This window comes from Streptomyces misionensis (genome assembly GCF_007896895.1).
Taxonomy (GTDB): Bacteria; Actinomycetota; Actinomycetes; order Streptomycetales; family Streptomycetaceae; genus Streptomyces; species Streptomyces misionensis_A.
Genome location: NZ_VOGW01000121.1, coordinates 1 through 10999, shown reverse-complemented (window position 1 = coordinate 10999; position 10999 = coordinate 1). Strand labels below are relative to the sequence as shown.

12 protein-coding genes and 1 riboswitch are annotated in these 10999 nt (G+C 72.5%); of the genes, 5 read left to right on the top strand and 7 right to left on the bottom strand.

What is annotated here, in order from left to right:
* Positions 1 to 363: 363 nt before the first annotated feature.
* The 3 genes from FRZ03_RS21055 (at position 364) to FRZ03_RS21045 (ending at position 1919) form a co-directional block, all read left to right on the top strand.
* Positions 364 to 597, top strand: coding sequence for a PTS sugar transporter subunit IIB (locus FRZ03_RS21055; protein ID WP_070027295.1), 234 nt, complete (start codon positions 364 to 366; stop codon positions 595 to 597).
* A 79-nt stretch (positions 598 to 676) separates the two neighbouring features.
* The gene (gene rph / locus FRZ03_RS21050; RefSeq protein ID WP_146466709.1) at positions 677 to 1414 is read left to right on the top strand and encodes a ribonuclease PH; all 738 of its coding nucleotides are present in this window, start codon (positions 677 to 679) and stop codon (positions 1412 to 1414) included.
* A 106-nt stretch (positions 1415 to 1520) separates the two neighbouring features.
* On the top strand, positions 1521 to 1919 hold the full coding sequence (locus tag FRZ03_RS21045; protein WP_146466708.1) for a hypothetical protein: 399 nt from the start codon (positions 1521 to 1523) through the stop codon (positions 1917 to 1919).
* A 21-nt stretch (positions 1920 to 1940) separates the two neighbouring features.
* On the opposite strand, the gene FRZ03_RS21040 is transcribed toward FRZ03_RS21045, so the two are convergent.
* From FRZ03_RS21040 to FRZ03_RS21025, 4 genes are read right to left on the bottom strand one after another with little or no spacing between them, the layout of a single operon-like run.
* The gene (locus FRZ03_RS21040; RefSeq protein WP_146466707.1) at positions 1941 to 2750 is read right to left on the bottom strand and encodes a DUF1707 SHOCT-like domain-containing protein; all 810 of its coding nucleotides are present in this window, start codon (positions 2748 to 2750) and stop codon (positions 1941 to 1943) included.
* A gap of 9 nt (positions 2751 to 2759) precedes the next feature.
* On the bottom strand, positions 2760 to 3722 hold the full coding sequence (locus FRZ03_RS21035; RefSeq protein WP_146466706.1) for an ABC transporter ATP-binding protein: 963 nt from the start codon (positions 3720 to 3722) through the stop codon (positions 2760 to 2762).
* A 2-nt stretch (positions 3723 to 3724) separates the two neighbouring features.
* Entirely contained in the window at positions 3725 to 4489 is a 765-nt protein-coding gene (locus FRZ03_RS21030) for an ABC transporter permease (RefSeq protein ID WP_146466769.1), read from the bottom strand.
* Positions 4490 to 4538: 49 nt separating this feature from the next.
* On the bottom strand, positions 4539 to 5339 hold the full coding sequence (locus FRZ03_RS21025) for an ABC transporter permease (RefSeq protein ID WP_146466705.1): 801 nt from the start codon (positions 5337 to 5339) through the stop codon (positions 4539 to 4541).
* A 1009-nt stretch (positions 5340 to 6348) separates the two neighbouring features.
* Between FRZ03_RS21025 and FRZ03_RS21015 the strand changes: the two genes are divergently transcribed.
* Positions 6349 to 9177 carry a transglycosylase domain-containing protein gene (locus FRZ03_RS21015; protein WP_146466768.1) on the top strand — a complete coding sequence of 943 codons (2829 nt, stop codon included), beginning with the start codon at positions 6349 to 6351 and terminating at the stop codon, positions 9175 to 9177.
* A gap of 7 nt (positions 9178 to 9184) precedes the next feature.
* Here the strand turns inward: FRZ03_RS21015 and FRZ03_RS21010 are convergent, their stop codons facing one another.
* The 3 genes from FRZ03_RS21010 to FRZ03_RS21000 all read right to left on the bottom strand — a co-directional run bounded on the left by FRZ03_RS21010 (position 9185) and on the right by FRZ03_RS21000 (position 10422).
* Complete coding sequence (locus FRZ03_RS21010) at positions 9185 to 9505, bottom strand: DMT family transporter (protein ID WP_146466704.1); 321 nt, start codon at positions 9503 to 9505, stop codon at positions 9185 to 9187.
* Between the two features lie 35 nt (positions 9506 to 9540).
* Positions 9541 to 9605: riboswitch (guanidine-III (ykkC-III) riboswitch) on the bottom strand.
* A 75-nt stretch (positions 9606 to 9680) separates the two neighbouring features.
* On the bottom strand, positions 9681 to 9983 hold the full coding sequence (locus FRZ03_RS21005; RefSeq protein ID WP_398660823.1) for a GroES family chaperonin: 303 nt from the start codon (positions 9981 to 9983) through the stop codon (positions 9681 to 9683).
* A gap of 112 nt (positions 9984 to 10095) precedes the next feature.
* Positions 10096 to 10422 carry a DUF3618 domain-containing protein gene (locus tag FRZ03_RS21000; protein ID WP_146466702.1) on the bottom strand — a complete coding sequence of 109 codons (327 nt, stop codon included), beginning with the start codon at positions 10420 to 10422 and terminating at the stop codon, positions 10096 to 10098.
* Positions 10423 to 10526: 104 nt separating this feature from the next.
* Between FRZ03_RS21000 and bcp the strand changes: the two genes are divergently transcribed.
* Positions 10527 to 10994, top strand: a complete 468-nt coding sequence (gene bcp / locus FRZ03_RS20995; RefSeq protein WP_146466701.1) for a thioredoxin-dependent thiol peroxidase — start codon at positions 10527 to 10529, stop codon at positions 10992 to 10994.
* The last annotated feature ends 5 nt before the right edge of the window (positions 10995 to 10999 follow it).

The window sequence follows — 10999 nt, the reverse complement described above, 5'->3', positions numbered from 1 at the left end:
ACAACCGAGGGGGAGTACATGATGAGCGTGACCGACAGCCCGGCCAACCGGTTGCAGGCGCTCTTCGAGGGCCACCGGCTCACGCCGCCCCCCCGCCCCCCCGCGCCCACCATGGTGCGCCCCGCCCCCTCACAGCCCGCCCTCCCCACCCCGCCGCCGGTCGCGCTCCCCTCGCCCATGGGCGTCCTCCGGCCACTCGACTCGGACGCGGTTTGGCGCCCGTCCCTCCGCTGGTGTAGACCAGTTGGCGGACGGTTCCGCTGTCGTGATCGCCATCATTCGGCACGGACGGCATGACCGCTCGCGAAGATGGGCCAACTGTGGGTTACTGCGACAAAGCGGTTCGGATCAGGGAGAAGGAACATGGCCACCAAGGCTGAGAAGATCGTCGCCGGCCTCGGCGGGATCGACAACATCGAGGAGATCGAGGGCTGCATCACCCGGCTGCGCACCGAGGTCTCCGACCCCTCGCTGGTCGACGACGCCGCCCTGAAGGCCGCCGGCGCCCACGGCGTCGTCAAGATGGGCAGTGCCGTGCAGGTCGTCATCGGCACCGACGCCGACCCGATCGCCGCGGAGATCGAAGACATGATGTGACGTCCCCGGGGACGCACGGACAGGGGCTCTTCCCGACGCGGGAGGAGCCCCTTCCGCATCTGCGGATAGGCTCCATGCCATGTCTCGCATCGACGGCCGTACTCCCGAACAGCTCCGCCCGGTCACCATCGAACGGGGATGGAGCAAGCACGCCGAGGGCTCCGTCCTCGTCTCCTTCGGCGACACCAGGGTCCTCTGCACCGCCTCCGTCACCGAGGGCGTCCCGCGCTGGCGCAAGGGCAGCGGCGAGGGCTGGGTCACCGCGGAGTACGCCATGCTGCCCCGCGCCACCAACACCCGCGGCGACCGCGAGTCCGTCAAGGGCCGCATCGGCGGCCGCACCCACGAGATCTCCCGCCTCATCGGCCGCTCGCTGCGCGCCGTCGTCGACTACAAGGCACTCGGCGAGAACACCGTCGTCCTCGACTGCGACGTCCTCCAGGCCGACGGCGGCACCCGCACCGCCGCCATCACCGGCGCCTACGTCGCCCTCGCCGACGCCGTCGCCTGGGCCCAGGGCAAGAAGCTGATCAAGGCCGGGCGGCAGCCGCTCACCGGCACCGTCAGCGCCGTCTCCGTCGGCATCGTCGGCGGCGTCCCCCTCCTCGACCTGTGCTACGAGGAGGACGTGCGCGCCGAGACCGACATGAACGTCGTCTGCACCGGCGACGGCCGCTTCGTCGAGGTCCAGGGCACCGCCGAGGCCGAGCCCTTCGCCCGCGACGAGCTGAACGCCCTGCTCGACCTCGCGGTCGCCGGCTGCGACAGCCTGGCCGCCCACCAGCGCGCCGCCCTGGAGGCCACGCTCGCCCGGTGACGGGCAACCCGCGGCGTCCTCCCCGCGTCCTACCGGTACGGGTGCCCGGCCCGCCGCCGCGCACCCGTACCGCAGCAGGGGACATCAGGGGAGGGTGAACACCACCATGGGCGCCAGCCGACGCCGAGGCCGTCTCGCCGCCGTCGCCACCGCCGTGGCGACCGCCGCGCTCACCACCGCCCTCACCGGCTGCGGCACCGCGCGCAAGGCCCTGGACTGCGTGCAGACCGCCGACACCATCGCCGACAGCGTCACCGACCTCCAGCAGGCCGTCGAGGACGCCGCGCACGACCCCGGGCGGGCCGACTCCGCGCTCGACTCCATCGAGGCCAACCTGCGCAGGATCGGCGACACGACGGACAGCACCGACGTCAACAAGGCCGTCGACGACCTCGACCGGGCCGTCGGCCGCATCCGCACGGCACTGAAGAACGGCGACCGCACCCCGGACGTCGGACCGGTCACGGACGCGGCGGGCGAGCTGACCAAGGTGTGCACCAGGTAGCCCCGCCCGGTCCCCGGCTCCTCACCGGTGCCGGCGCCGCTCCTCGCGCCGCTCCCGCCACTCCTCGCGCCATTCCTCGCGCCGCTCCCGCAGCTCCTCGTGGCGGTCCCGGTGCGCCTCGTGCCAGTCCTCCCGCGACGCCCGGGGCAGCTCGCGCCGGCTCTCCCGGCGCTCCAGCCGCTCCTGCCGGCGCTGCTCCTTCAGCCGCTGCCGCTCGGCCCGCGTCACCTTGCGGGCCACACCGACCCCGCCCCAGAAGGCGAACCCGCCGATGACCACCCGCGGCGCGCCCGGCTCCGGCGGCCCGTCCTCCCGGGGATGCTCGAAGGCACCCATCACACCGATGCCGCGCACCACGACCTCGACCCCCGGCGGCACGATCACCTGGACCCCGCCCATGACCGCCACGACATTGATCTCCACCTCGCGGTCGGCGAAGTCCGCCTCGCGCAGATCGATCTCGCCGCCGCCCATGAACGTGAAGCAGGTGAAGCGCCTGGGCATGGTCCAGCGGCCCTTGCGCTCGAAACCCGACAGGATCGCCACCCCGCCGGCCGAGGAACCCTCCCCGCCGACGATCCGGGACGCCCAACCGCCGTCCGGCTCGGGCCGCTTGACGAAGGAGACCGGCGTGACCGGGGCGCCCGCGGGCAGATCCCGGGTGAGCGGGGCCAGCTCCCCGTACGTGCGCGCCCGGTAAGCCGCCTCCAGGCGCTCCTCGAACTCGCCCATGTCCAGGCGCCCTTCGGCGAGGGCGTCGCGCAGCACCTCGGCGACCCGGTCCCGGTCCGCGTCGGAGGCGCGCAGGTCCGCACGTGCGTCGTCGGTCATGACAGCAGCCTACGAGACCGCCCTCTCCGCGTACATCTTGGCGATGACGGCCTCGATATCCGGTTCCCGCACCGACAGGTCCACCAGCGGGTACTCGGCCGCCAGCCGCGCGACCACCGGCGCCGCCGACTGCCCCGCCGGGAACGCCAGCCACTGCCGGGGCCCCTCGACGCGCACCACCCGCGCCGACGGCACCTCGACCGGCGGCAGCTCCCGCTCCAGGTCCACCACCAGCGTCCGCTCGCTCTCCCCGGCCTCGTGCAGCCCGGTGAGCGGACCGTCGTACATCAGCCGCCCGTGGTCGATCACCATCACCCGGGAGCACAACTGCTCGATGTCCTGGAGGTCATGGGTGGTCAGCAGCACCGTCGTGCCCTGCGCCGCGTTCAACTCCCGCAGAAAGCCCCGCACCTTGGCCTTCGACACCACGTCCAGGCCGATCGTCGGCTCGTCCAGGTACAGCACCTCCGGATCGTGCAGCAGCGCCGCCGCGATGTCCCCGCGCATCCGCTGCCCCAGGGACAGCTGCCGCACCGGGGTGTCCAACAGGGTGCGCAGTTCCAGCAGTTCGACCAGGCGGTCCAGGTTCTCCCGGTAACGGGCGTTTGGGATGCGGTACATGCGGTGCGTCAGCCGGTAGGAGTCGATCAGCGGCAGGTCCCACCACAGCGTGGTGCGCTGCCCGAACACCACCCCGATGCGGTGCGCGAGGCGCGACCGCTCCCGCGAGGGATCGATGCCCGCCACCCGCAGCCGCCCGCCGCTCGGCGTCAGGATGCCGGTCAGCATCTTGATCGTGGTCGACTTCCCGGCGCCGTTCGGCCCGATGTAGCCCACCATCTCGCCGCGCGCCACGGTGAACGACAGCGAGTCCACCGCCCGCACCTCCTGCCGCTCCCGCCTGAGGAACCCGGTCTTCCGGCGCACCGAGAAGACCTTCTCCACCTCGTCCAGCGTGATGAAGCCGTCCATGGCTAACTCCCTGTGCTCCGGTACGAACGAAGACCCGCCCGCCAGGCCAGACCGGCCGGCGCGCAGCAGACCACCGCCACCAGCGGGGGCGCCCCCACCACCCACCCCGGCAGCTCCAGCGGATACGGCCGCCCCAGCACGTAGCACGCGGGCAGCCAGTTCACGAAGGCCAGCGGCAGCACGAACGTCACCCCGCGCACCAGCTCCTTCCCGAACACCGTCGGCGGATACTGCAACAGCGTCGTACCGCCGTACGTGAACGCGTTCTGCACCTCCGACGCGTCCTGTGCCACGAACTGGAACGCCGCCCCCGCCACGAACACCGCGCAGAAGATCGCGCAGCCGCTCAGCAGCGTCAGCGGCATCAGCAGCAGCTTCCCCGCCGTCCAGTCCACGTCCAGCCGGCTCAGCGCCCAGCCCAGCACCAGCGAACCCTGCGTCACCCGGCCCAGGCGCCGCAGCGCGAACCGGTCCGCCGCCACCTGCGCCAGCACCGGCGCGGGCCGCACCAGCAGCGTGTCCAGCGTGCCGTCCCGCAGCCGCCGGCCCAGCCGGTCCATCGACCCGATCACCAGGTCCGCCAGGCCGAAGGAGACCGCCGACAGGCCGTACAGGAACGCCACTTCGGGCAGCGACCAGCCGCCCAAGGCGTCCACCCGCGAGAACATCAGCATGATCGCGACGAAGTCGAAGAACGTCGCCGCGAAGCTCCCGAACGTCGTCATGGCGAACGACGCCCGGTACGCCATCGTCGACCTGATCCACATCCCGGCGATCAGCCGGTACGCCCGCACCCCCTCCGCGAGCCGCCCGCGTTCAGCCACCCTGCACCACCACCCGTCGCGTCGCCGCCGACTGGAGCAGCCGCCCGGCACCGAGCAGCACCACCGCCCACGCGCCCTGGAACAGGTAGGTGCGCAGCGGGTCCCCGTGTCCGAGCAGGATGTCCGCCGGCGCCTGGAGCAGCGAGGACCAGGGCAGGGCCCGCACGACCGTGCCGAGCGCGCCCGGGAACACGTTCAGCGGCAGCAGCATGCCCGAGCAGAAGTAGCCGAGCAGCCAGGTCATCTGGGTCATGCCGGTGCCGTCCAGCAGCCAGAACGCGCTCAGCGCCACCAGGTAGCGCAGCCCGAAACCGACCAGCATCGCCAGCACCACGGCGACCAGGAACGCCGCCCACCTGCCCGCGTCCGCCGGCAGGTACGCGGGGAAGACCAGCGCGCCGAACACGAACGGCACCACGCCCCGCCCCAGCAGCTGGAAGAAGGCCCGGCCCAGGTCGGCGGCCAGCCACCACAGCTGGAGATCGGCGGGCCGGTACAGATCGATCGCCACGTCCCCCGTACGGATGCGTTCCATCAGTTCGTCCTCGACACCCCCGCCGCTGATCGCGAGGGTCGACAGGAAGGCCTGTCCCAGCCATACGTAGGTGATGGCCTGAGCCTGGTCATACCCGCCCAGATGGGGCTTCAGATCCCACAGCGCCCGGTAGGTGTAGACGAGAATCAGCCCGAAGACCGTATTGGTGAACACCCCTGCCGCAGTGGCGGCCCTGTAGGTCGCGTACCGTCTGAATCCCCCCAACGCGACAGTGGCGTACAACCGTCCCGCGCCCACGCCGGTCGACCTCCTCGGACCGCTCGACACCGAAGCGCAGGAGCCTAGTCCCAAGGCCCGGCGGCCGGCCACGCATTTCCGTGCGGAAGCGTGCCGGAATCCGGGAACGGAACGCCAGGTGCGAGAGTCTTCAAAACGGGGGGCAAGGCGTACGAGGCGTACGGGAACGTACGACGCGAAACAGGAGTCCGTGCACGACATGAGCGACGAGCCACAGCCGCAGCAGCCGAAGGAAGGCGTGGCACCGAAGAAGCCGCTGCCGGCTGAGGGGCCAGGGACCCCGGGGGCCACCCCCGACACCCCGGAGGGCACCGAGAGGGCCAGCCGGAGCAAGGACACCGAGGAGCCCCGGCGCGCCGACCGGCCCGCGGGAACGGACCGGACCGGGCAGGGGCGGTCCGCCACCCGACGGCCCGAGAACCCCGGTGGGGCCGGACGCACCGACCGGTTCACGGACGGCGACCGGCCCGAGGGGCGGGCCGAGCGTGCCGGGCGCGCCGAGGGCGCCGGGCGTGGTGAGCGCGTCGACGGACCGGGGAAGGCCGACGGCGCCGCCGACGTCCGGGCCGACCGGGAGTCCCGGGGCGCCGGGAGCGACCGCGGCGCCGGGGACGCCGGGGATGCCGCGAACGCCGGGAGCGCCGGGGAGGCCCGGAGCGCCCGGACGGCCGGAAACCCCGGCAACCCCGCGACCACCGAAAACGCCGTGCGCGCCGCCGCGGACCGGGACGCCCGTGCGGCCGGGGCCTCGCGGAAGGAGCAGGGGGCCGACGGTGAGCCGGGCGCCGAGGGCGGCGCGGAGAACGGCGCTCGCCGTTCCGTGCCCGCGCCCCAGGACCGTACGGCCTCCATGGCCCGTGCCCGGCAGGCCGCCCGGGACGCCCGTACGGACACCGGCGCGACCTCGGCCTCCGCGCAGGAGGGCACCGACGGCCGCGGCGGAACCGAGAAGCCGCAGGTGCCCGGCGCCCGCGCGCCCGAGAAGCCGCAGTCGGCCGAGAGCACCCAGGTGCTGCGCCGGATCACCCCGCCCCGGGAGCCCAAGGAGTCCGGCGAGCCCGGCCAGGGGGCGCAGCCGCCCGAGACCACCCAGGTGCTCCGGCGCGTCGGCGCCCCGCGCAAGGGCGAGCCGGGCGGCCCCGCCAAGGCGAACCCCGCGAGCGGGTCCGAGGCGACCGGCCCCACCACCCACACCACCGGCACCCGTCCGGGCGGCCCCGGCCGCTCCGCCCGAGCGGCGGGCGCGGCGGGCGCGGCGGCGGCAGGCGCCGCGGGTGCCGCGGGCTCAGCCGCCGCAGCCACTGGAAAGGCGGCCGCCGGAGCCGCGGCCGCCGGAGCCGCGGGCGCCGCGGCCGCGGGCTCCGCCGCCACCCCCGGCGGCCCTGGACGTCCCGGCGCCGCCGACTCCCGTACCGGCACCGGACCCCAGCGGACCGCCCACGCGCCCGAGGCCGAGACCACCGCACTCGCCGCCGCCCCGGACGACGCCGGCCCCGCGGACAAGGGGAAGGGCAAGGGCAAGAAGCCCAAGCGGCCCAAGCGCACCGGCTGGCGACGGCTCCTGCCGACCTGGCGGATGGTGCTCGGCACCTTCGTCGTCGCCGTGCTCGCGATCGTCGGCCTGTTCTTCGTCGGCTACTCGCTCGTCAACATCCCGCCCGCCAACGCCCTCGCCACCAAGCAGGGCAACGTCTACCTCTACGCCGACGGCTCCCAGCTGGCCCGCGACGGCGAGATCAACCGCGAGAACGTCTCCCTCGCCCAGGTCTCCAAGGCCGCCCAGCACGCCGTACTGGCCGCCGAGGACCGGGACTTCTACACCGAGTCCGCCGTCGACCCCAAGGCGATGATCCGCGCCGCCTGGAACACCGCGACCGGCAAGGGCAAGCAGTCCGGCTCCACGATCACCCAGCAGTACGTGAAGAACTACTACCTGGCCCAGGAACAGACGGTCACCCGCAAGGCCAAGGAATTCATCATCTCGATCAAGCTCGACCGGAACAAGTCCAAGGACGACATCCTCGAGGGCTACCTCAACACCAGCTACTTCGGCCGCAACGCCTACGGCATCCAGGCCGCCGCCCAGGCCTACTACGGCCGCGACGCCAAGGACCTCGACCCGGCCCGCGCCGCCTACCTCGCCGCGCTCGTCAACGCGCCCAGCGAGTACGACGTCGTCGCCCACCCCGAGAACAAGTCCGCCGCCGTCGCCCGCTGGAACTACGTCCTGGACGGCATGGTCAAGCAGGGCTGGCTCAGCCCGTCCGAGCGCGCCGGCATGAAGTTCCCGATGCCCAAGGAGCAGACGACCTCCACCGGCCTGTCCGGCCAGCGCGGCTACCTCGTCGAGGCGGTCAAGCAGTACCTGACCAGCAACAACATCATCGACGCCGACCAGCTCGCGGCCGGCGGCTACCGCATCACCACCACCATCCAGAAGTCCCGCCAGGACGCCTTCGTCAAGGCCGTCAACGACCAGCTCGTCTCCAAGCTCGACAAGAAGAACAACAAGGTCGACAGCTACGTCCGGGCCGGCGGCGCCTCCGTCGACCCCAAGACCGGCCAGGTCGTCGCCATGTACGGCGGCATCGACTACGTGCAGCAGTACACCAACGGCGCCACCCGCGGCGACTTCCAGGTGGGCTCCACCTTCAAGCCCTTCGTCTTCACCTCCGCGGTGCAGAACGGCTCCACCACCCAGGACGGCCGCCGCATCACCCCGAACACCCCGTACGACGGCACCAACGAGCGCCCCGTCCAGGGCTGGAGCGGCGGCGGCTACGCCCCGCAGAACGAGGACCAGAAGTCCTACGGCCAGATCACCGTCACCAAGGCCACCGACCTCTCGGTGAACGCGGTGTACGCGCAGATGGCGGTCGACGTCGGCCCCTCCAAGGTCAAGCAGACCGCGATCGACCTGGGCATCCCCTCGGACACCCCGGACCTCCAGCCGTACCCCTCCATCGCGCTCGGCACCGCCACCGCCAGCGTCCTGGACATGGCGGAGGCCTACGCCACGCTCGCCAACCACGGCAAGCACGGCACGTACACCCTGGTCAAGAAGGTCACCCGGAACGGCACCGACGACGTCACGCTGCCCGACCAGCCGGACAAGCAGGTCGTCAGCCGGGCCGCCGCCGACACCACCACCTCGATGCTGCGGAGCGTGGTCGAGGGCGGCACCGCCACCGCCGCCAAGGCCGCGGGCCGCCCGGCCGCCGGCAAGACCGGTACCGCCGAGAACGACACCGCCGCCTGGTTCGCCGGCTACACCCCGGACCTCGCCACGGTCGTCTCCGTGATGGGCCAGGACCCGGTGACCGCCAAGCACATGCCGCTGTACGGCGCCCTCGGCCAGGCCCGCATGAACGGTGGCGGCCCGCCCACCCAGATCTGGGCCCAGTACACCCACGACGCCCTGCAGAACAGCGCGGTCGCGAGCTTCGACCTCCAGCTCCAGCCCGGCGCCGACCAGCCGCAGCCGCCCGGCCCGGGCGACCCGAGCCAGTCCACCGGCACCGACGGCCAGGACAACGGCGGCACCGGCACCCCGAGCGGCACCCCCAGCGGCACCCCCACCGACGGCGGCACCACCGGCACCCCCACCGACGGCGGCGCGGCGACCGGCGGTGACACCGCCACCGGCGGCACCCCGGCCACCGACGGCGGCACCACCGCGGGCGACACGGCCACCGGCGGCACCGGGGCCGGCGGCGACCCCGGCACCGGCGGCGCACCGGGCGGCGGCACCCCCGGCGGCGGGACGGCCACCGGCGGCGGAGGAGGGGACGGCACCGGCACGGGCAGCAGTCCGGGCGGCACCGGCACCGGCCTCTGAGCCGGACTCAGTGGCTGCCGGTCGCCTTCAGTCCCACGACGGCGACCAGCAGCAGACACACGAAGAAGATCCGGGCGGCGGTGACCGGCTCACCGAACACCACCATGCCGAGCACCGCCGCACCGGCCGCGCCGATCCCGACCCACACCCCGTAGGCCGTACCGATCGGCAGCGTCCGCGCCGCGTACGACAGCAGCACCATGCTCGCGACGATCCCCGCGCCGGTGAGCACACTGGGCACCGGCCGGGTGAAACCCTCGCTGTACTTCATGCCGACCGACCAGCCGACCTCCAGCAGACCGGCCACGACAAGCAGAACCCACGCCACGACGGCACCTCCGGGACGAACGACGTTTCTCCAGCGGTGCGTCGTCTTTGCCTGCATCCCGGTACGGCGCGTCTCGTCGGGCTCACCTTCGAAGCTAGCAAACACACGACGAGAAGGGCTGGTGACCATGGTCACCAGCCCTTCTCGCCTTCGTCACGCGTCGGCTGCTACGGCCTCACAGATACAGCCCGGTGGAGTCCTGCGACCCCTCGAACCGATCCGCGGCCACGGCGTGCAGATCACGCTCGCGCATCAGCACGTACGCCACGCCGCGCACCTCGACCTCGGCCCGGTCCTCCGGGTCGAACAGCACCCGGTCACCGGGCTCCACGGTCCGTACGTTCTGACCCACCGCGACGACCTCGGCCCACGCCAGCCGGCGCCCGACCGCCGCCGTCGCGGGAATCAGAATGCCGCCCCCGGACCGCCGCTCGCCCTCACCGGTCTCCTGCTTGACCAGCACCCGGTCGTGCAGCATCCGGATGGGCAGCTTGTCGTGCTGCGGGGTGCTCTGCTGGTTTCTGTTGGCGCTCACGCCTCGAACCTACCTGCCTTCGACGCGCCCGTCGTCGTCCGGGTGGCCGTCGCCGTCAGCGCCCGCGCCGCCGGGACAGGGCGAACAGGCCCCCGACCCCGACCACGACGAGCGCCACCGGCACGACCCGCTCCAGACGCAGCCGGCCGTACTCGTCCGAGAACTGCGCTCTGACATCGCTCACCACTCGGTTGACCTGCACATACGCGCGGCCCATGGTGTGATCGATATTGGCGACGGCCTTGGCCTTCGCGTCCCCGATGATCGTCTTCGGGTGCACCCGCACCCCGATCTCGTCGAGGGTCTCCGCCAGCACTTCGCGGCGGCGCCTGATGTCCGCCTCGATCTGCGCCGGGGTTCTGGTGTCCGCCGTGTCCGCCACCGTACGGCCTCCGAAGTCTGCCGGGATTGAGCTGTTGCTGTTCCGAACAGTTTGTCAGCTCCTGCCCGCGCCGCACCGCAAGGCCCCCCGGTTACGCTGGTCCGATGAGCGAGCGACTCCAGCAGGGGGACGTGGCCCCCGCCTTCACCCTCCCCGACGCCGACGGGAACGAGGTCTCCCTCGCGGACCACAAGGGCCGCAAGGTCATCGTCTACTTCTACCCCGCGGCCCTCACCCCCGGCTGCACCAAGCAGGCCTGCGACTTCACCGACAACCTCGACCTGCTGGCCGGCGCCGGCTACGACGTCATCGGCATCTCCCCGGACGCCCCCGAGAAGCTGGCCAGGTTCCGCGAGAAGGAATCCCTCAAGGTCACCCTCCTCGCCGACCCCGACAAGAAGGTCACCGAGGCCTACGGCGCCTACGGCGAGAAGAAGAACTACGGCAAGACGTACATGGGCGTCATCCGCTCCACGTTCGTCATCGACGAACAGGGCACCGTCGAACGCGCCCTCTACAACGTCCGCGCCACCGGCCACGTCGCCAAGATCATCAAGGACCTGGGGATCTGATCCCC

Coding starts and splice junctions, on each gene's coding strand:
- FRZ03_RS21055 (WP_070027295.1), top strand. CDS start 364: ATGGCCACCAAGGCTGAGAAGATCGTCGCCGGCCTCGGCGGGATCGAC.
- rph (WP_146466709.1), top strand. CDS start 677: ATGTCTCGCATCGACGGCCGTACTCCCGAACAGCTCCGCCCGGTCACC.
- FRZ03_RS21045 (WP_146466708.1), top strand. CDS start 1,521: ATGGGCGCCAGCCGACGCCGAGGCCGTCTCGCCGCCGTCGCCACCGCC.
- FRZ03_RS21040 (WP_146466707.1), bottom strand. CDS start 2,750: ATGACCGACGACGCACGTGCGGACCTGCGCGCCTCCGACGCGGACCGG.
- FRZ03_RS21035 (WP_146466706.1), bottom strand. CDS start 3,722: ATGGACGGCTTCATCACGCTGGACGAGGTGGAGAAGGTCTTCTCGGTG.
- FRZ03_RS21030 (WP_146466769.1), bottom strand. CDS start 4,489: ATGTGGATCAGGTCGACGATGGCGTACCGGGCGTCGTTCGCCATGACG.
- FRZ03_RS21005 (WP_398660823.1), bottom strand. CDS start 9,983: ATGCTGCACGACCGGGTGCTGGTCAAGCAGGAGACCGGTGAGGGCGAG.
- bcp (WP_146466701.1), top strand. CDS start 10,527: ATGAGCGAGCGACTCCAGCAGGGGGACGTGGCCCCCGCCTTCACCCTC.